Consider the following 20062-nt stretch of genomic DNA (forward strand, 5'->3'; position numbering starts at 1 on the left):
TTTCAACCCCACTCCGTTCGATTATTAGATAGGACGCACGCTATCTTTCACAAGCTCTGCAGCAAATCGACGTTCGATAAAATGAACGTTTGGATCGTTTTCCAGACTATTCAGCGCTTGTTGTAACTTTTCTTGATAGAGTCGATCTCGCAATTCTAAAGGTGTCTCACCAGCATCACTGATTTCCACAGTTAAATGGCAATCTTCACACAAAAGTGTATTTAGGGCTTTGAGCAATTCACCTTGTGCTCTATCTGTATTTAAGTGTGCCTGGCTACTTCTCAGTTGCAAAGAAACCGTGGAACCTTCTTTACTATAATGTGAGTTTAGCGCAAGTTGCTCCACCAGCTTAGGCATATTCATTAGACTGATTAGCTTTGCCCACTCATTTTGCTCTAGAGATTCATCAACCAGCTTTTGCGCCATTTCAGGTGTTTTCTCATGCTCAAGCGCTTGCTTGAGCTGCGTAGGTGTCAGTTTCGTATTAACTTTTGTCTCAGTAGGTTTACTTGGACGCCAGCGATACGCTTCTTCAACGACTTGCTCTTCAGCTTGAGACATAGAGCTTGGCGACACCTGCGCGGAACTGCCGTGTCTTTGCGCTACACGATCAAGAACCGACTCTGGTTTAGCAGATGTCGCTTTAGGCTTTTTTGGACCACCACTTTGCTGCGGGGCGTTTTGTTGTAAGCCCTGACGCTGAGAGCGGAGTTGATGACGCAAGCCACTTAACCCTCCACGAGCAGGGGCTGCTGGAGCACGCTCTGAGGCTTGTTGAGGCGGTTCCTGATGCTGCGGTGCTGGGTTCTCACTCATTGGTGGCGCCATGTCATATTGTGCTGGTGGCGTTTCGTACTCGGCTGGTTGATATTCAGGCTGGTACTGAGGCTCTTCCTGCATCGGAGCTGGATTGTTCTGGCTAGCTGGTTGAGAAACCGGCTGCTGTGGCGGCATATGCGCTGGGCGCTGCTGCGGTTGTTGAACCGACGTTTGCTGATTTGGTGTTGCTTGTACTGGCGCAACATTTACCTGACCAGAACTTGGCGCCGACGCCGATTGAGATTGAGTAGCAGTAGAAATAATGTTGGCACCGTTATTTGCTGACGGGCGAAAAGCCATCATACGCAATACGATCATTTCCATGCCAACGCGGCCGTTTGGCGACAACGCGAGGTCTTCACGACCTTTTATCGCAACCTGATAATAAAGCTGCACATCTTGTGGACTGAGCGCTTTACTTAATAATTCTATTTTTTCTGCATCTGGCTGAGCTTGATCTAAGGTAGATGGCAAAGCTTGATACATGGCAATTCGATGTAATTGGGAAGCCAACTGTTGCAACAAGCCGTCCCACTCGACACCATTTGACGCCAGTTGTTGGATTTTCTCTAAGGCTTGTTGAGGCTGCTTGCTACTGATCGACTCAAGTAAGTGAATAGCCTGATCGGTGTCGATCGTGCCGAGCATATGGCTAACGGTATCCACTTGTACCACACCATTGCCTAAAGCAATCGCTTGATCCGTCAGACTCAGTGCATCACGCATACTGCCATCAGCCGCATGGGAGATCATACCCAAAGCTTTAGAGTCTGCTGAAACCTGCTCTTGCTCAAGGATATAATCAAGCTGCTGGTGAATCTCATCAACACTGATTGGCTTCAGATGAAACTGCAGACAACGAGACAAAATCGTCACAGGCAGCTTTTGCGGATCGGTTGTCGCCAATAAGAACTTGACGTATTCCGGTGGCTCTTCCAATGTTTTCAACAGCGCATTGAAAGAGTGACGTGACAGCATGTGTACCTCATCGATGAGATACACCTTAAAGCGCCCGCGAGCTGGTTTATACTGAACGTTGTCTAACAGTTCTCGAGTGTCTTCAACTTTAGTACGTGAAGCCGCATCGATTTCTAGCAGGTCAACAAATCGACCCTCATCGATTTCGCGGCAAGTATCGCACTGACCACAAGGTGTTGCGGTAATTCCGGTTTCACAGTTCAGCCCTTTGGCGAACAAACGGCCGATACTCGTCTTACCAACACCACGAGTACCACTAAACAAATACGCATGATGGAGGCGATTTTGCGCTAACGCATTCTCCAATGCCGTAAGAACATGTTTTTGTCCCACGACTTGGTCAAACTTATTAGGACGCCATTTTCGCGCTAAAGCTAAATAACTCATTGAATGTATTAATGTCCTTCGAAATCGCAGATGCTGTACACATTTAGACCTAAGGCTTCTAAACGCTTGTCACCACCGATTTCAGGTAGATTGATAACGAATGCCGCATGCTCAACTTCCCCACCTAGCTGGCGAATCAGTTTCGTTGTTGCTTCGATAGTACCGCCAGTGGCTAGCAAATCGTCGACAACAAGTACTTTGTCACCGGCTACGATCGCGTCAGTATGGATTTCTAATGTATCCATTCCGTACTCTAACTCATAGGACTGAGCAATCGTTGGGCGTGGCAGTTTGCCTGGCTTACGCACTGGAACAAAACCAACACCTAGCTCAAGCGCTAATGGTGCACCAAACAGAAAACCTCGTGCTTCTGTTCCCACAACTTTTGTGAATCCCATTTCTTTGTAACGTTCTACCAATAAACCTATCGTCGCCTGATACGCTTTTGCGTCTTCTAAAAGGCTGGTTACGTCGCGGAAAAGGATGCCAGGTTTTGGGTAATCTTGGATGCTTTTGATGCTAGATTTGATCAGTGAAATTGTTTCTGTAGTCATAATACCGATTTACTTAGATTGGCTCATCACCCTCTCGCTATCTCAGTATCACGAGGGCAACGAACAATAGGTTTTCATCGCTGTGTGCATATATCCGTAAAACTCACAGGCGCTGAAAATACAAACGCCCACTCGAAGAGCGGGCACACTATTCCCTACAATCTTAGTGATTTTCTTCTCGGTCAGCAACCAACTCAATCACAGGTAGACGCATAAACCAGCTAAGTAAAACGATTGCCATTACTAAAAGTACAATTTTTACCCAAACAACAGGAACAACGACGATCGAAATGGTAAAACTGAGTACAATAAAAATCGCGCCACGCTGTTTTACTTTGGACTCGACGGCTTTATTTTGATTCCAGTTATACAGAATAGGACCAAAAGTTTTGTGATGATGTAACCAATGGTGGAATGCTGGGCTCCCTCGCATAAAACACGCGCTGGCAAGCAAGATAAACGGAGTAGTTGGTAAGAGAGGAAGGGCAATCCCGGCGATGCCGAGCAAAATGCAGAGCCCACCAACGGTATTGAAAAAGTAACGTTTCATACGATGGTGGACTCCAGAATACGATAGCTAGTTCATTAGCCCGCGTAACCGTTAAGCACGCGCAGCCATGTTAGCGTTGCAGGTAATGTTGGGATCATAAGTACTGCAACGAAACCTAAAAAGTAAAAAATATTATAAGGCTCTTTAAACTCTTTGTCTGCCATGATGCTTCTTCTCACTATTTGACTTTGCTTCTCCCATGCCGCAACGTTAAGCGCACGTTACACAAATGGGTCATTATTGTTTAGGCGCTGACTATACCTTATACAGCCAATGATAAACACAAGCAAAAAGTAAGGTTATTCCTCCTCAACTTGTTTTATTTGATCTAAACCCGCAGAAAAAAAGCAGCTTTCTCAGCTGCTTTTTTATTGATAGGTAGGGATTTGATTTATCAACTGTGACGAGTAATGTTAAGGCTAAAGCTTGAAGAGCCGAGACACCCAATGGATAGTTGTCCGGTTGTACTTAACGGTAAGTCTCGCGTAATGAAGTTTTTCAAACTGCCATCACCCAGGCTATTTCCAGCCGCGATATGCTGGTTAGAAACACCATTTGACCATTGACTATCCAAGCCTGCTGGCAAGATGGAAACGGTTGACGAAGCCAGGTCCGCAATACCAAATACAGCATTAACTGGCCCAGCACATTCAGAGCATTCAATGCCTTTCTCCAGAATACCTACGATGTCTTTAAGGTCTGCACTGAAACTCTTTAAGTTACGTAAGTAATCATCAAATAGAGCCCTGATGAGTAATGTTGTCCCTACTCCACATTTATCCTGGGAAGCGGAATCAACCAAGTAGAAAGCAAACTGCCCATTCATCAACCATCGATAGTCAAACACTAATGGCATGACGTCCGTCGATTGAAGTAAACGGTACGAGCATCGCCAGTCTCCTTGAGAAGCGTCTTTATCCGGTAATAACGCATGAAGCAAATCTCTTGCCGCACTCGGGTTTTCTTGCAAGTATTCTAAATGCCAGTGAAGCTCTTGTTCATCTGGTATTTCTCCACCATCATCAACTCTGAACCACTGACTTGAAAAGTCACGTTGTTCAGAAAAATGACAGTCGCAATCCTCAAGCGTATTATCGATGGCTTGTGATAAATGTTTATAGTTACCTATCGGTTTGGGAAGAAAGTCTTTAATACCAAAACGCAAAGCCTTTGCGACATCTGACATTTCATCAGTGCCAGATACCACTATGAGCGGCAGCGATGGATATTCCAGGCTGACTTCTTCGACGAACTCTATACCATCTAATAACGGCATAGATAAATCACATAAGACAAGATCGGGTTGGCGTTCCCTAAGTTGTTGAAGTGCGTCTAAGCCATTTTCAGCTTCTACTACCTCAAAACCCTGACTTTCTAAATAAGCATTGGTTACGTTACGAAAAATTGCGTCATCATCCACTAACATAATAAGTTTATGATTAACCGCTTCTTCCGCCGAGACCATTGCCGTTTGACTGTGAGCCTTAAGCATACCTTTACACCTCACATTGGTCAGTCAAAAACAAGTTTTTATTAAGTCGTTATTATTATTGTGCTTTTATCGTGGGATCCCCTGCCAATTAAAGGCTTAGGTGGTCTCACCTCGTTATAAAACGTAGTCTGAAAAAAGCGTTTATACAAATATTCGTTGATATAACGTTGCTATATCAATGTTTGCTCATAGTGACCTGCTGTGGTCAAATAGTGCAACATGTTGACTTAAAGCAATCTTTAATACCAAAGTTAATTATAAATTAGCGTTGATTAGTAACTTAATGTGTCTGGAAATATGAAATTAGATGATTTAAACCTATTTCGATTGGTTGTCGAAAATGGGAGCTATACAGCAACTTCACGGAAAACTATGATTCCAGTTGCAACCATCACCCGACGCATTCAAGCGCTAGAAGACTCCGTCAATCTTAGACTACTGAACCGTCATGCACGTAAGCTTTCTCTCACCGAAGCTGGTGAACGTTTTTACAAAGAATGCTCACCACTACTGCAAAGCCTGACATCTACCGCCGAGGAAATCACTGACGACTGTCGTGGCGCATCCGGGCGAATCAAAATATCAGCTCCATACAATCTGACTAAACGTATGATGATGCCGATGTTCAATGGCTTTATGAAGCAGTACCCGGATATCAATATTGAGCTAACAACAGAGAATAATGCGGATAAACTTGATCCAACGGAATGGGACGTCATCTTCCGCGTTGGTCCGCAACGTGACTCCAGCTTGATTGCTCGCAAGGTTGGCGAGGTAAAAGATATTTTAGTGGCCAGTCCTGGTTACCTGAAGGCAAACCCGGCTCCAGAGCACGCTGAAGAGCTCTCTAAGCACTCTTTACTAAAAGGCTACCCGTTAATAAAGTGGACGCTAAATAACAGTAAAGGTGAGTCTGTAGTCAACGTTGAACGTGGTCGCTTTCAGGCCAATGCCCTAAATGTGGTTCGTAGTAGCTGTTCTGAAGGGCTAGGTATTACCTTGATGCCGAATGTCATGATCAAAGAATACATTGAACGTGGTGATTTAATTCGCGTCCTACCAGACTGGAGCGCCAACCCTCGTGACATTTACATGCTTTACAACCATAAAGACCATTTGCCAGAAAAGGTACGCCTTTTCATTGACTACGTGATCGCATACAACATTCACTAAGCCATCCAGTACCTTTAGCTCAGTTTAGGTTCTTCATTAATAAAAAACGGCGACCCGATACGGTCGCCGTTGAGTATTAACGAGCTAATTTATTCAGGATTCACCCACCATTAGAGTGCACGTTTGATATCCAACTCAGGAATCTGATCGGTTTCATCAGAGCCGAACGCGACAAAACCCTGGCCTGAGTTTTCCAACAGCAAGCTAATAGCGCCTTCAGGACGAGCATTGTTAACCAACTCTGTTACATCCAGCTCAACCCACTGCTTCTTCTGCTGACTGCTAACCGTAAATTCAGCGTTGCTAGGCGTGCTGGCTGGTAACGTATTCCAGGTAATACCAGTTTCACTCCAGTCATTGTCTGCCAGTACGGATACATTAACCGTCTGTGACGAATCACCCCCGACATTGCGCACATGCAGCTTCAGAGTTGCTTTCTCTGCGGCCGTATCGCTCAGTTGGCTCAGGTCAAACTTCAGCACCGATTTCACTGTTTTAGTCACGCCTGCTTCAGTTGCTTCTTTATCAGCAATCTGACCAGCCCACAGATCCCAACGTGATACAACGTCGAAGTTTTCATCAGCGTATTTGCCGCCCTGTAGCTCAGTATCCGCTACTGCCAGCAGTGTCAGTTCCGGCTGACTCGCAGCTTCCTGTTCAGCCTGCTTCTGTGCTTCCTGTGCAGCCTCTCGTTCACTGTTATCTGGTCCTTCGTTCCAGTTAAACGTCACACTCTTACCCAGCTCAGCTGCACCACCCGGCGTAAGCACTCGGTGAGTCACGTTGCCATGAGTAGCCGACTGTAACACCAGCTCTAGGTCAGCATATTCTGCTCCAGGAGTAGAAACACTGACTGTTGGCTGCTTACCGCTTTCATCAAGCAAAACAACACTCGGCAGGTTAACTGTAATCATTACATCACCGCCAAGCTTAATGCTGCCCGCTTCATGGAATACAATACCTGTCACGCTCAACTCGCTATGACGTACCGCCTGAACTTGATTGTTGTTCTGCAATACTTCTACCGGCAATACCTTCGCGTATTCCGCGGTTTGTTCGGCGCTCTTACCCGGTGCAATCACATACTGGTACTTAGCCCCGTTAGGCTGTGAGCCATGCGCCATAGACAGCGTAAATACATCCTTACTGACCTCTTCCGCACCACTAGTTCGACGGATCGATTTCCAAGTCCCCGTTTGGGTCTGGTTGGATACAGTACCCTGCCAGCTGTCCGGGAATACATAACCCACATTATCATGGTGTATCCACTTAGCGTCCGTTACTGAACGGCTACCCATCTGAACTACCTGGCCATCAACGGTCACCTCTCCATTAAGCAGTACTTGGTTCACCGAAGTATTAACCAGTTCATGGTGGGTAGAGTTGATACCCGCACCCAGCGCCACAACTTCATCTGCAAAGCTGAACCACGCTTTCTTAGCCTGGGTTCGACCTTTACCTTCACCGTATTCATAGAAACCCGGCTTAGTAGAGTGAGCGGTTTGCGAGTGGCGGATACTGATATCCAGATCCATAACAGAAACACCGTAGCGATCGTTGGTTACACCACCAACGAACGAAACATCCTGCTGCATAATACGTCCCCAATTCGCACCCTGAGCTACATATTCAGGTGCAGTAACGCCCGGAACCAGTTTCCAGTCCCATACCGGGAAGATGTTATGGTACTCGTTACCACGCTGTAGCAGGAAGGTGCTGCCGAAACTAAGCCAGAAGCCTTTCAGGTTCTCACCATTACCCGCTTCCGCTGGCTCCACTCGTTGGGAGTTCATACCAATACTGAACATATGGCCGTCCGCGGCTTTCACTGAATAATCACTGCGCCAGAAGTGCTTAAAGCCGTTCAGACCCGAGCCTGCACCACCAAACTCATGGCGTTTAAATGCCTCTGCCTCTTCAGCTCGTTCTGGAGCCCACCCAGCAACAATATCTATCGGCGTGTTTTCCGGCAGTGTGTCCGTATTATTAGGTGTAAACTCGGTGTTCTTAGTGCGGCTGATCCCGCGGCTCATGGTATTGTAGTCCCATTGACCATGACGTTTTGACCAGCGCTGGCCATCCAACATATAAGCAACCAGAACATCGATTTTATCCGGGCCGAACGCCCAAGGCAGACCCTCAACAAAGTTGGCCCATTTAGCCGCTGAACTAAACCACACCGGTCCATAGCCCGAGGTATACAACTGAGGACCGTGCTGATGGAATGAATAATCGTGCTGAACGCCAGCTCCGGTACTGACCCCAATGGTCGCTTCGATGTCAGCAATCGCTTTACCGACCATCTCAGCATCATCCGCCAATATACCGTGATTCAATACTGCCAATGCGATATCAGTACGGTTTGCCGCTTTTGGAATCGGGCTGTTCGGGTTGTTCGGAGAGTAATTCGGAACGCTCGGCAGATAAGCAGCTACTCTCTTACTTAATGCTTCACTCAGCGCATCTTTTGCCATTACGGCACTGTAACCGATTCGTTTCGGAATCCCGATATCATGCCACCACCAGTTCCAGCTTTGCGGATCCGCATCTAACCAATAGATCAGAGCGTTACTGATCGCAGTACCCAGCTCAGAATCCGGGTTTTCATTGTATGTCGCTGCCAGAATAACCAAGCGATCCAGATGCTCTTTTGGCGACCAGCCTGGTTTTTCTATCTGCTTGTAATTGACATCATGCCAGTAACCTTCTGGGTTCCAAAACTTCTCTTTCACATTGGTGCCATCTTCCTGCTCAATTTCTCTCTCGAGCTGAAGATATTCTGCTGCCAATGCTTCTAGGGTCGTTCCCTTTTTCGTTGCTGTAGATTTTGCACTGGCAACGAAATCAGGGATTACGCGGTTTTTCAGGGTTTCAAAGTCTTCAGCTGTTGCCTGGACTGCTTCCTGAACCGCTTCTTGTGATGCTTGGTTATTGCTAGGGGACGAGGTATTTTCTAAACAACCAGTCACCGCCATCAGTGACATAGCTAATAGCGAGTATTTAAATGTTCTCACGTTCATTCCTTTCTAGTTATTACACACAGCGTTTCATCGCTGTATCGCTTATTGCGCCACTAATAATAGAAAGGATAACAACATTAATGAAACGTCGTTTTAGTAACGTTGAGATCAACATCAAAAACAAAAAAATAATAATAAAATCTTGTTTTATTATTTAATGGTCAATTGTTTAATTTGTGTAAGGCATTAATAAGAAACGGTTTAACAAGATTAATTACCATTCTTCTCTCTTCAATGTCAGCTTCGTATCGAGAGAGCTTACATGCTCGGCGACAAGCTCGAGCAAGGTTATGACGCGATCATGATGCCGGGTAGCCGACTCAGACCGATAACCTTTCGGCCAACCCTCAGGTGCTGGAATTCACTACGGGTCATATCGACAATGGTAAATACCTCTGTGTCCTAGAGTCTTCTCCAGTGAGGATACTTGGTCGACACGGATTACTAAAAGGAAAACATTTTGTTGCCAGCTGCGGGCAGGAAGGTCTGGTTGAAGAAGGCATTTACGTCGATGCTAAAGTGGTAACGGATGGCCAGTTTATTGCCGATAAAGGATTGGGCTGTAGTTTTGATTTTGCTTTTACGTTTGCACAAACCCTGCGTCTAAATGTTTTGGACCATATTTACTATGATGGGTGGCTGGAGTCCGTACGAGGTTTTTAAATCGGCTTAATATTCACCACCAACTGAATACGTAATAGCCCTGTCGTACATTTGGTGGGGATATTTTTATGCTCCAAATAAACAAACACTGAACGTATTCACGTTCAGTGCTTAATATATGTTAGCTGTATTCATTTAGGATCAACCGGATTTATCCCGGATGATCACTGGACGTTATGCGCCTTCGTTATGAAGTTCTAGGTTCGCTAAATCTTGCTGAATCTCACGTTGAGTTTTTGCATCATCGTTACGCAAGCCATCAAGGAAATCCAGATACTGCTGGTCGATGTCACCCGTCACATACTCACCGTTAAATACCGATGTATCAAACTGTGTAATGTCTTGGTTACCAAGGCCAACGGCTTCCACTAAATCCTCAAGCTTTTGGTAGATCAATGCATCTGCGCCAATATGCTTACAGATAGTCTCGTTGTCACGACCGTGCGCAATTAACTCGGTAGCGCTTGGCATGTCGATGCCGTAAACGTTCGGGAAACGAACTTCTGGAGCTGCTGAAACCATGTATACTCGCTTCGCACCAGAGTCACGAGCCATCTCAATGATCTGCTCAGATGTAGTACCACGAACGATAGAATCATCAACCAAAAGTACATTCTTGTCTTTAAATTCAGAACGAATCGCATTCAGTTTACGGCGCACAGACTTCTTACGCTGTTGTTGACCCGGCATGATAAACGTGCGGCCTACATAGCGGTTTTTCACAAAGCCTTGACGGTATGGCTTGTCGATCGCTTGTGCAATTTGCAGCGCAATGTCGCACGAGGTTTCTGGAATTGGGATAACAACGTCGATATCCAGATCAGCGTAGTCTTCACTGATGCGTTCACCTAGCTTTTTACCCATTTCAACGCGAGCGCTGTAGACAGAGATTTTGTCGATGAATGAATCAGGACGTGCAAAGTAAACAAACTCAAAGATACATGGGTTTAACTTCGGATTATCCGCACATTGCTTAGTGAATAACTCACCGTCGAAAGTCGCGTAAACCGCTTCACCCGGCGCAACATCTCGAACAAAGTCAAAACCTACCGCATCAAGAGCAACAGACTCCGATGCCACCATGTATTCAGTACGACCATTTGCTTCACGTTTACCCAAACAAAGAGGGCGGATGCCATTCGGGTCACGGAACGCAATCATACCGTGGCCAATGATCATTGCGGTTACGGCGTATGCGCCGCGAATCGTGCGATGAACGTTGGTAACCGCGCGGAATACGTCTTCTGTGGTTACATTGCCTTTAACCGAATCGATTTCGTGGGCAAGCACGTTCAGCAACACTTCTGAGTCTGATGTCGTGTTGATGTGGCGGCGGTCTTTTTCAAACAGCTTTTGGCGAACTTCGTGAGCGTTGGTTAAGTTACCGTTGTGGGCAAGTGTAATACCGAAAGGAGAGTTTACGTAGAAAGGCTGAGCTTCTGAAGAGCTTGAACTGCCAGCAGTTGGGTAGCGAACATGACCGATACCCACTTCACCTTGCAAGCGCTGCATGTGTTTTGCTTCGAACACATCCTTGACTAAACCGTTCGCCTTACGCAGACGAAAACGATTGCTTTCTATGGTACAAATACCCGCTGCATCTTGGCCACGATGCTGTAACACCGTTAACGCGTCATAAATAGACTGGTTTACAGGGGTTGTGCCCACGATTCCAACAATACCACACATGTCCTAATCCTCGATTTGCGACAGTAGCTGGCACTACTAGATAGTGCCAGAAAGAAAACTTGACGTTGCTTGTAAATGCTCAAAGAAGGGAGCGATCACACGTTTGAACTCAGGAACTAACTGTGACGCTTTCCACCAATCCGAGCTTGGGAATGCGGTAAACGCATCCATAAAAAACAGCACCGCAGAAACAATCAAAACTCCGCGTAAACCACCAAATACCATACCAAGAATTCGGTCGGTACCTGATAGTCCTGTTTTTTGTACCAGTTGGCCAATGACATAATTCACCACTGCACCAACAATTAATGTTGCGACAAATAATGCCGCTATCGCCGCTCCGTTACGGAACATGTCGTCTTCGATATTGGAGAAATAAACCGCCAATTTGGTGTAGTAGTTACTGGAGATAAAAAACGCTCCAAACCAAATCACCAAAGACAACGCTTCTTTAGCAAAGCCACGAACTAAACTGATCAAAGCTGAAAAGCCGATCACCCCTAAAATGACAAAATCTAACCAATTCATATTTTCTTCATCTTAAGTTGGCGCGCATTTTAACAGAAAAAATGCTGACGCAAACGTTTTCTTATGGATTTAACGGCTTAAATTTAAGCAATTGACCTTTTGAGCCAGTAATTTTTTGTAATTCTTGAACTTGTCGTTCCAGTTTACTTTTTGACACATCAGGGCCAACAATGACACGCGTAAATTCATTTTCTTGTTTCGTGTGAGCTTGATAACCACGCTTTTGTAAATCGGCAACTAACGCTACCGCATTGTCATGATTCTTCAGCGCCATCAATTGAATGATCCATGCAGAATCTTCATATTGATTTTTCTCAACAACCGGACGAGGAGCCACTTCAACTTGCTCTGGTTGTTGAGTCTCTTCTGGCTGAGCTACCGGTTCAGGGACAGATTGCGGTTTTGAAACGGCAACCTGAGGTTCTTCTGACTCCTGCACCACTGCTTCTACCGGAGAGTCAGGCAGTACAATGTCATCTTCGACAGGCTCGAGTATTTCGAAATTTTCCACATCACTATCAAGCTCAGGTTTGATAGGAATGCTGGCAAATTCTTCCTTGTAGTGAAGTTTTTTACCATCTAGTACATCTGGGAGCACAATCACTCCCACTGCCACCAGAATGATAGTGCCGACTAAACGACTCTGAAATTTACTTGCCATCAAATTACCTTTGGTTATTTATTACTTGCTTGCCAATGCTCCAACACCTCACCCACGGTATGGAAAGAGCCAACCACCAAAATAACGTCGTCCGGTTGTGCGCTCGTTTTCGCACTTTCAAACGCTTCTACGGGTGCCTGGAACTGAACCTGCCCTTGAGGTAAGTATTGACACAATTCCTCTGCGGTCGCAGCACGAGGGCCGGTAAGCGATGCTGGGTACCATTGAGTGGCAATAGGTGCCAGTGCTTCAATGGTGGCTTTTATGTCCTTATCGTGCAGCATAGCAATCACGACATGGATGTGCTTACCCGCATACTGATGCTTCACTTTTTCTACTAAATATTCAGCAGAATGTGGATTGTGAGCAACATCAAGTACGATTTCTGGCTCGCTCTGTAACACCTGCATTCGACCTGCGAGTCGAGCATTATTCAAGCCATTGACGAGGTTTATGTCAGTGATTTGCAATTCTGAAGCGCCCAGCGCCATGAGTGCGGTTGCCGCGTTTGGCAAAGGCAGTGACGGGACAGGTAAGTCTTCAAGGTCAAATGCACCACTTGTCCACTTCCAGCCTTTCTCGGTCAGTTGATAATCGAACTGGATTCCAACCTGGAAAAACTCTGCACCGATATCGTCCGCGTGCGCTGCCACAGTTGCAGGAGGTAAAGGCTGACCACAGATGGCAGGCTTACCTGAGCGGTAGATGCCCGCTTTTTCAAATCCGATCACATTGATGTCATCACCAAGCCAGTCTACATGGTCAACAGCTAAGCTGGTGATAACAGAGACGTCGTGGTCTACAACGTTGGTTGCATCCAAACGGCCGCCTAAACCAACTTCCAGCAGGACAACATCTACCTTTTCTGTCTGAAAGATACGTAATGCGGCAAGGGTTCCGAACTCAAATAGACTTAACGTGATATCACCGCGCTGCTTTTCTACATAGTCAAGCGCTTGACAATGTTTCGCGTCTTCTACGTCTACGCCATTAATGCGTACACGCTCGTTATAACGAATCAGGTGGGGAGAACTGTAAACACCTACTGAATAGCCGGCATCTAATAAAATCGCTTCCATTAACGCACACGTTGAGCCTTTACCATTGGTTCCGGCAACAGTGATAACCGTCGGAGCAGGTTTAGTGAGGTTGGCTTTATTTGCTACCGCTTGAACACGGTCTAAGCCAAGGTCGATTGCTGAGGAATGAATATTTGCTAAATAATCAAGCCACATCTCTAGAGAGGATGTGGCTTGAGGAATTGGGTTTTGGGTCATCTAACTTTAACCATTAATTTCTTTGGTTTTATGTTAGTTGTTACTTTACCCTTTTTCGTCCGCTTCTGGTACAGAATATGACTCTTCATTTGGAGATTCGTTAACCGAAACAACCAAAGGAGACTTGTGGTTAGTCATCTTAGCAATAAGACCACCCACTCGCTGACGCATTTCACGACGATCAACGATCATATCAATAGCACCGTGATCAAGCAGGAACTCGCTGCGTTGGAAACCTTCTGGAAGGTCTTCACGTACAGTTTGCTCGATTACGCGACGACCAGCGAAACCAATCAAGGCTTTAGGCTCACCAATGTTGATGTCGCCCAACATTGCCAAACTTGCTGATACACCACCCATTGTTGGGTCGGTTAGGATCGAGAAGAACGGCAGACCTTTTTCAGATAGACGCTCAAGTGCTGCACTGGTTTTCGCCATTTGCATTAGAGACATCAATGCCTCTTGCATACGTGCGCCACCACTTGCTGAGAAACAAACAAGTGCACAGTTGTTCTCGATTGCAGCTTCTACCGCTTTAACAAAGCGAGCCCCCACTACAGAGCCCATTGAGCCACCCATGAAAGAGAACTCAAACGCACAAGCTACCAGAGGCATACCTAGTAGTTCACCCTGCATTACAACCAATGCGTCTTTCTCACCGCTGCTCTTTTGAGCTGCTGAAATACGCTCTTTGTAACGCTTCGAGTCTTTAAACTTCAGCTTGTCTTGAGGCTCAAGCTCAGAACCAAGTTCAACACGGTTACCTTCGTCCAAGAATGTTTCCAAACGACGACGCGCTTTCATACGCATGTGATGGTTACACTTAGGACATACTTCTAAGTTACGCTCCAGTTCAGCATGGTAAAGAACCTGCTCACAAGAGGTACATTTCGTCCACACACCTTCTGGGATAGAAGCTTTACGTGAACTTACAAGATTGCTTTTTTCTAAAATCTTTTCAAGCCAACTCATGGAAGACCTTTTCTCTCAACTCTTCCGCTTCATTGCGAAAGATATAAATTCGAAATAACACCGACGGATTAAACCATATCTTGCAGCTACTGTAGATAAAAAACTGGTTGTACCTATTTTTGTTATCATAAATAGCGCATAGTTTCCGTACACTTTCAGTGTAAACTACCGATATTTTGAAGCAAGTTTGTAAATTTAGTTCAAATTATCTGGTAAAAATAACGGGCCGATCGGTACACGAGGTAAATCAAACTCTTGCGGATAATCAACATCGACCAAATATAAGCCTTCTGCTTTTGCGGTCGCGCCGGCAAGTTTGCGGTCTTTTGCCTCTAACAACCACTTAATCCACTCGGGGTTTTCTTCGCCACGTCCAACTTTTATCAGACTGCCTGTAATATTGCGCACCATATGATGAACAAAAGCGTTCGCTTTAATATCAATGACAACATAATCACCATGTCGAGTCACGTTCAAATGCATCATATTGCGGAACGGACTGAGAGACTGGCAGTGAGCAGCTCGGAATGATGAAAAATCATTTTCTCCCAACAAAAACTGCCCTGCTTGGTGCATTTTTTTCTCATCCAGCGCACCATGATAGTGACTGACACCCGAATTTAAGATCCCCGGACGTAACGCGTGATTGAAAATGATGTAGCGGTAACGACGCGCTGTCGCTGAGAATCGAGCATGGAAATCGTCTGATACTTCCTTTGCCCAGCGAACTGCGATATCACCTGGCATGTTCGCGTTTGCGCCCATCGTCCAAGCCACCATTTTTCGATTTACGTTGGTATCAAAGTGGACAACTTGTCCAGTGCCGTGTACACCTGCATCAGTACGACCTGCACATTGCACTTCTACAGGGTGGTTTGCAACGATAGACAATGCTTTTTCTAGCTCTTCTTGGACGCTTTTTACGTCTCTCTGCCGTTGCCAACCAAAGTAGTTTGTACCGTTATACTCGATACCTAATGCGATTCTCATCTTAACCTTCGAACTCTAAAATGGGGCGGGAAGTATATACCCAACTCACCTCTAGTTGCCAGTTTCAGCAAGAATGACTTAGCTAACAGAGACAAAAAGGGCGGCTCGCGCCACCCCTATTGATTTATCGACCATTAATGGTATCGATGAGGTTCTTAGCTTCACGGCGAATGTCATCTTCACCGTATACAATGGCCTCTTCTAGCAATTTAATTGCCCCTTTAGGATCGTTCATTTCTAGATATATCTTAGCCAAATCCAGTTTCCCTGCGCCTTCTGCATTGGAGTCAACATCCGCATCAGTGATGTCACCAATCACATCAGGAAACTCGTTTAACCCGACATCCAGCTTCAATTCTTCTTCTTCAAACTCCGCACTTTCGTTATCGACCTGCGCCATTAGTTCATCAATGGTCATGAACTGACTTTTCTTAGGATCAAAATCGTCTAGGGGCGTTTGCTGTTCCCAGTTTTCTTCAGCGATTTCGGGTTGGCTCAGAGCCTCTTCTGAGTCCCAAATATCTCGCTGATCTTCAGGTACGTCCTCCGCTTCGGTCACGGTATTATCAATCGGTGCTTTAAAGCCTTCCCAATCGTCACCGATATCAAACATGGTCTCGAAGTCCATACCTGCACTGTCTATCGTGTCGCGATCTAACTGGCCTTCAAAAGCTTCAGATTCGCCCTTTTCAGATAACAGACTTTCCATATCAGACTCAGCCAAACCAGCATTGCTTGGTTCTTGAATAGCTTGAGTCGGCTCTGGTTCTTCTTCAAAACTACCCTGCTGAGCAAACACCTCAAACAATGCATCATGATCGTTGTCTGCTTTCAGCGTAATTTTAGGGCTGACGGGGGTTTTTGAATCTTGCGCCGTACTATCAGACATAGAAGCAAGAGCGTCATCTTCAGTGAACTCTGGCAGTTCTAATTCATCAATTTCAAACTCATCGTCAGCTTCAGCACTCGCTGCAGGTAGTTCGCTTTCAGATTCAGTTAGCTCCGGCTCATCCGCCATGGAAGCCAAGGCGTCTTCTTCGCTGAACTCTGGCAATTCTAATTCATCAATTTCAAACTCATTGTCATCTTCTGAACTTGCTGCAGGTAGTTCGCTTTCAGATTCTGTTAGCTCCGGCTCATCCGCCATGGATGCCAAGGCGTCTTCTTCGCTGAACTCTGGCAATTCTAATTCATCAATTTCAAACTCATTGTCATCTTCTGAACTTGCTGCAGGTAGTTCGCTTTCAGATTCTGTTAGCTCCGGCTCATCTGCTATGGAAGCCAAGGCGTCATCTTCACTGAACTCTGGCGGCTCTAATTCATCAAATTCAAACTCATCGTCAGTTTCTGAGCTCGCTGCAGGTAATTCGCTTTCAGATTCTGCTAGCTCCGGTTCATCCGCCATGGAAGCCAAGGCGTCTTCTTCGCTGAACTCTGGCAGCTCTAATTCATCAAATTCAAACTCATCGTCAGTTTCTGAGCTCGCTGCAGGTAATTCGCTTTCAGATTCTGCTAGCTCCGGCTCATCCGCCATGGAAGCCAAGGCGTCTTCTTCGCTGAACTCTGGCAGCTCTAATTCATCAAATAGAACTTCGTCGTCATCACTTTCTTCGGAAGTTGCACCAACAGGCTCTAGTTCCTGTATTGTTTCGGACTCAGGCTCGGTTTCATCCAGCAACCAGTCCTCTTCGAGCGGCATTCCAAATTCATTTTCAACGGCATTCGGTGTTGGTGTAAATTCGGGCTCAGATTCCTTTTCTTCAGTATTTAGCGATTCATCTTGCTCACCAGTCAACAAATCCAGATCAGAAGACTCAGCCTTGATGTCTTGACCTTCGGAGCTCAAGTCATCGTGACTTGACTCAAAAAGCTCATCCAACTCACGCATCAAAGGATCGTATTCGAGAGAGATATCTTCAATATCTTCTAGCAATTCATCGCTAACAGATGCTTCACTCTCTGGCTCGGCAGGCTCTTGATTCTCAGATTCTTGCACAAGCTCTGGCTGATGTTCATTAAGAAGTGCATCAATATCTAAGTCCGATTCAAGCCCAACATCAGACTCAACAGGTTGCTCTGGAGCGGCTTGCGTAGGTGGTAACGGCTGGTCCTGAGCATTGTCTGATGGCGAATCATCTAAGTCATCGAAACCCAGTGATGCGAGTAAATCGTCCTCTTCTCTCTGGTTAAGCTCATTTTCTGGCGCTTCATCCTCACGAATTAGGTCATCAAACGGATCGAGTTCACTAGCGACTTCATCTTCTAACTCAAGATTAACCTCATCGTCGATCAACTCATCGAGTAAGTCGACACTGTCAGCGTCTAACTCTTCGAACTCCTCATCACCAAAGCCTGACAATGATTCCAGTTCGTTAAGTGGGTCAAACTCATCCTCTGACTCTTCGTCATCAAAATCGATAAGTTCATCCAACAAGTCCGTGCTGCTCTCATCAATATCGGTAGTGCTATCAGACAAATCAAAACTACTGTCGTCTACCTTAGAAGAACCAACCTCATCGATCTTTGTCTTGCTCTCCTGCTCATTGGGCTCAAGCGACGGTTCCACTGCGGGATCAGGCGTTTGCGCGTCGGACTGCTCATATTGAGCGAGCAGATTGTCAATTTCATCATCAGATGCTTCACCGGCTGCAAAGGCATCTTCAGCCGCCGTTGGTGAATCAGTATCTAGGTCAAGATCATTACTATCGAGTTCAGCGAAGAGCTCGTCTAGTGTCGCTTGGTCTATTTGCGCGCTACCAGCTTCGTCTTCCGATGTGTCGTCGGCTAATAATTCTGCGAAGACATCCTCTTTTTCAAACTCCTCACTGCCACCTTCCGACAGATCAAAGTCAGGTTCATCAAGGACTTCAAGTTCCGGCGACGTTTCGTCTAACGCTCGCTCCATTTCTTCAAGACTAAGCGCTTTCTCTTCGCCATTGACTTTTATTCCGTTTGTCGATGAATCAAACTCGTCAAAGCCGACATCAAGGTCGCCATCGTCACCGATTCCAGCGAATGGGTCTTTACCATCATCACCTTCTAGATTGAAATCAAGATCTTCATCCTCGAGGCCAGCAAAAACATCGTCTTCTAGTTCAGGAGCACGTTCTTTCTTAGAAGAACTGTCGCTCTCATCATCAGCAAAGAGATCGTCATCCAGATTCAATTCTTCTTCGAGCTCATCCGCTGCGGCCAAACCGATTGGTGCCGCTAGTGGATCAACCGCTGGTGGTTGCTGCTGTGCAACTGGCTCTTCTTGTTCTTTGTTTCGACGACCAAGTAGCATGACCACTAAGAACGCAAGTAACGCCCCCGGAATAAGAGCCGCTAGTCCCACAAGCCAGCCATTAGATAAAAATTTGTCTAATGCAGATGGCTGCATGCGCTGCTGCTCATCAGAACGCTGACGCTCTTCTGCCAACAGTTTTTCAACTTCGGAGCGGATACGCTCTTCATCGTTAAGTTCATTTTTCAGCGTCTCAACTTCGCTTTGTACTTCTGACAGCATCAGACGTAAACGATGATTTTTCTCTTCCAGCGATGTAAGGTCACTCTGAGAACCTTGCAGTTTGCTCTTTAGTTCAGTGACCTGCAGCTCACCTTTTGCAGACGTATTGACTGGCGGAACAGCAGCAATTGGTTCACTTGCCTTAACAGGCTCAGCTTTAACAGGCGTGCCCGTGCCTGGTTGAGATGAAACTGGTTGTTGCTTAACTTGCGGGCTTGTTGGTTGCTGCTTTACGCGCTCAACCGCTGTTGGCTTACTGACAGACTTGGCCTGTTTGAGTTTTGCCTCATGCGCCTTCATGATAGCGACGGCTTGCTGTGTGCTCGCACTTTGAACTTGCTCCAAGGAAGGAAGACGAAGCCTGCTTCCCGGTATCAGTTCGTGAATATTTTGATTTTCAAATGCCTGAGGGTTGATCCGATAAATAGCAAGCAACGTTTGTTGAACGGTCACATTGCGAGATGGCCGTACTTGAGACGCGATCGACCACAAGGTTTGATTTTCACCTGTAGGCCCGATAAAACGAGAAGGCTGAGAATTTGCAGGAGGAGCGGGTAATGCTCTTTCAATCTCTTCGGCATAGCTAGGAGATGATTGCACTTCACCTGAAGGTCCAACAAGACGAATTCCTTCGGCTTGAACCACTGACGATGTCTGAGTCGCGCTTATTAACACTAAGGTTGTTAACAAACGCTTATAAATTTGGCGCATAGAAGGCTCAGTTTTGTGCTTGATACAATTTGAAATGGTGATCAGTTAAATATATCGGATATACCAAGCAAAACTATAGCTTTAGGCGTA

The 20062-nt window shown here is 45.9% G+C and carries 15 protein-coding genes; 2 read left to right on the plus strand and 13 right to left on the minus strand.

Annotated elements, in window-relative coordinates; all coding sequences use genetic code 11:
• Positions 1–24: 24 nt before the first annotated feature.
• From dnaX to L3V31_RS04955, 5 genes are all read right to left on the minus strand, one after another.
• Positions 25–2184, minus strand: a complete 2160-nt coding sequence (dnaX, locus tag L3V31_RS04940; RefSeq protein ID WP_237315023.1) for a DNA polymerase III subunit gamma/tau — start codon at positions 2182–2184, stop codon at positions 25–27.
• An 8-nt stretch (positions 2185–2192) separates the two neighbouring features.
• Positions 2193–2738 (minus strand): adenine phosphoribosyltransferase, encoded by a 546-nt coding sequence (gene apt / locus L3V31_RS04945; protein ID WP_237315024.1) that lies wholly within the window; start codon positions 2736–2738, stop codon positions 2193–2195.
• A gap of 163 nt (positions 2739–2901) precedes the next feature.
• Complete coding sequence (locus tag L3V31_RS04950) at positions 2902–3288, minus strand: YbaN family protein (RefSeq protein WP_237315025.1); 387 nt, start codon at positions 3286–3288, stop codon at positions 2902–2904.
• A 35-nt stretch (positions 3289–3323) separates the two neighbouring features.
• On the minus strand, positions 3324–3452 hold the full coding sequence (locus tag L3V31_RS22020; RefSeq protein WP_267135896.1) for a hypothetical protein: 129 nt from the start codon (positions 3450–3452) through the stop codon (positions 3324–3326).
• A 230-nt stretch (positions 3453–3682) separates the two neighbouring features.
• Entirely contained in the window at positions 3683–4780 is a 1098-nt protein-coding gene (locus L3V31_RS04955; protein WP_237315026.1) for a response regulator, read from the minus strand.
• Between the two features lie 297 nt (positions 4781–5077).
• Here L3V31_RS04955 and L3V31_RS04960 point away from each other — a divergent pair, with 297 nt between their 5' ends.
• Positions 5078–5953 carry a LysR family transcriptional regulator gene (locus L3V31_RS04960; RefSeq protein WP_237315027.1) on the plus strand — a complete coding sequence of 292 codons (876 nt, stop codon included), beginning with the start codon at positions 5078–5080 and terminating at the stop codon, positions 5951–5953.
• Between the two features lie 110 nt (positions 5954–6063).
• Here the strand turns inward: L3V31_RS04960 and L3V31_RS04965 are convergent, their stop codons facing one another.
• Positions 6064–8967, minus strand: coding sequence for a polysaccharide lyase family 8 super-sandwich domain-containing protein (locus L3V31_RS04965; protein ID WP_237315028.1), 2904 nt, complete (start codon positions 8965–8967; stop codon positions 6064–6066).
• Positions 8968–9324: 357 nt separating this feature from the next.
• Here L3V31_RS04965 and L3V31_RS04970 point away from each other — a divergent pair, with 357 nt between their 5' ends.
• Positions 9325–9636: a hypothetical protein gene (locus tag L3V31_RS04970; RefSeq protein WP_237315029.1), complete on the plus strand. Its 312-nt coding sequence runs from the start codon at positions 9325–9327 to the stop codon at positions 9634–9636.
• 174 nt (positions 9637–9810) lie between these two features.
• Here the strand turns inward: L3V31_RS04970 and purF are convergent, their stop codons facing one another.
• From purF to L3V31_RS05005, 7 genes are all read right to left on the minus strand, one after another.
• Positions 9811–11325: an amidophosphoribosyltransferase gene (gene purF, locus L3V31_RS04975; RefSeq protein WP_237315030.1), complete on the minus strand. Its 1515-nt coding sequence runs from the start codon at positions 11323–11325 to the stop codon at positions 9811–9813.
• 36 nt (positions 11326–11361) lie between these two features.
• Positions 11362–11853: a CvpA family protein gene (locus L3V31_RS04980; RefSeq protein ID WP_237315031.1), complete on the minus strand. Its 492-nt coding sequence runs from the start codon at positions 11851–11853 to the stop codon at positions 11362–11364.
• 61 nt (positions 11854–11914) lie between these two features.
• Positions 11915–12514 (minus strand): SPOR domain-containing protein, encoded by a 600-nt coding sequence (locus L3V31_RS04985; protein ID WP_237315032.1) that lies wholly within the window; start codon positions 12512–12514, stop codon positions 11915–11917.
• A 14-nt stretch (positions 12515–12528) separates the two neighbouring features.
• Positions 12529–13791 carry a bifunctional tetrahydrofolate synthase/dihydrofolate synthase gene (folC, locus tag L3V31_RS04990; protein WP_237315033.1) on the minus strand — a complete coding sequence of 421 codons (1263 nt, stop codon included), beginning with the start codon at positions 13789–13791 and terminating at the stop codon, positions 12529–12531.
• Positions 13792–13836: 45 nt separating this feature from the next.
• Entirely contained in the window at positions 13837–14763 is a 927-nt protein-coding gene (accD, locus tag L3V31_RS04995) for an acetyl-CoA carboxylase, carboxyltransferase subunit beta (RefSeq protein ID WP_237315034.1), read from the minus strand.
• A gap of 195 nt (positions 14764–14958) precedes the next feature.
• Positions 14959–15753: a tRNA pseudouridine(38-40) synthase TruA gene (gene truA, locus L3V31_RS05000; RefSeq protein WP_237315035.1), complete on the minus strand. Its 795-nt coding sequence runs from the start codon at positions 15751–15753 to the stop codon at positions 14959–14961.
• A 124-nt stretch (positions 15754–15877) separates the two neighbouring features.
• Positions 15878–19972 (minus strand): FimV/HubP family polar landmark protein, encoded by a 4095-nt coding sequence (locus L3V31_RS05005; RefSeq protein ID WP_237315036.1) that lies wholly within the window; start codon positions 19970–19972, stop codon positions 15878–15880.
• Positions 19973–20062 lie beyond the last annotated feature (90 nt).

It is taken from the genome of Vibrio sp. J1-1 (assembly GCF_021728395.1).
Classification (GTDB): domain Bacteria; phylum Pseudomonadota; class Gammaproteobacteria; order Enterobacterales; family Vibrionaceae; genus Vibrio.

Bases quoted from the DNA above. Each gene is read 5' to 3' on its own strand.
- dnaX (WP_237315023.1), bottom strand. From the start codon at position 2,184: ATGAGTTATTTAGCTTTAGCGCGAAAATGGCGTCCTAATAAGTTTGAC.
- apt (WP_237315024.1), bottom strand. From the start codon at position 2,738: ATGACTACAGAAACAATTTCACTGATCAAATCTAGCATCAAAAGCATC.
- L3V31_RS04950 (WP_237315025.1), bottom strand. From the start codon at position 3,288: ATGAAACGTTACTTTTTCAATACCGTTGGTGGGCTCTGCATTTTGCTC.
- L3V31_RS22020 (WP_267135896.1), bottom strand. From the start codon at position 3,452: ATGGCAGACAAAGAGTTTAAAGAGCCTTATAATATTTTTTACTTTTTA.
- L3V31_RS04955 (WP_237315026.1), bottom strand. From the start codon at position 4,780: ATGCTTAAGGCTCACAGTCAAACGGCAATGGTCTCGGCGGAAGAAGCG.
- L3V31_RS04960 (WP_237315027.1), top strand. From the start codon at position 5,078: ATGAAATTAGATGATTTAAACCTATTTCGATTGGTTGTCGAAAATGGG.
- purF (WP_237315030.1), bottom strand. From the start codon at position 11,325: ATGTGTGGTATTGTTGGAATCGTGGGCACAACCCCTGTAAACCAGTCT.
- L3V31_RS04980 (WP_237315031.1), bottom strand. From the start codon at position 11,853: ATGAATTGGTTAGATTTTGTCATTTTAGGGGTGATCGGCTTTTCAGCT.
- L3V31_RS04985 (WP_237315032.1), bottom strand. From the start codon at position 12,514: ATGGCAAGTAAATTTCAGAGTCGTTTAGTCGGCACTATCATTCTGGTG.
- folC (WP_237315033.1), bottom strand. From the start codon at position 13,791: ATGACCCAAAACCCAATTCCTCAAGCCACATCCTCTCTAGAGATGTGG.
- accD (WP_237315034.1), bottom strand. From the start codon at position 14,763: ATGAGTTGGCTTGAAAAGATTTTAGAAAAAAGCAATCTTGTAAGTTCA.
- truA (WP_237315035.1), bottom strand. From the start codon at position 15,753: ATGAGAATCGCATTAGGTATCGAGTATAACGGTACAAACTACTTTGGT.
- L3V31_RS05005 (WP_237315036.1), bottom strand. From the start codon at position 19,972: ATGCGCCAAATTTATAAGCGTTTGTTAACAACCTTAGTGTTAATAAGC.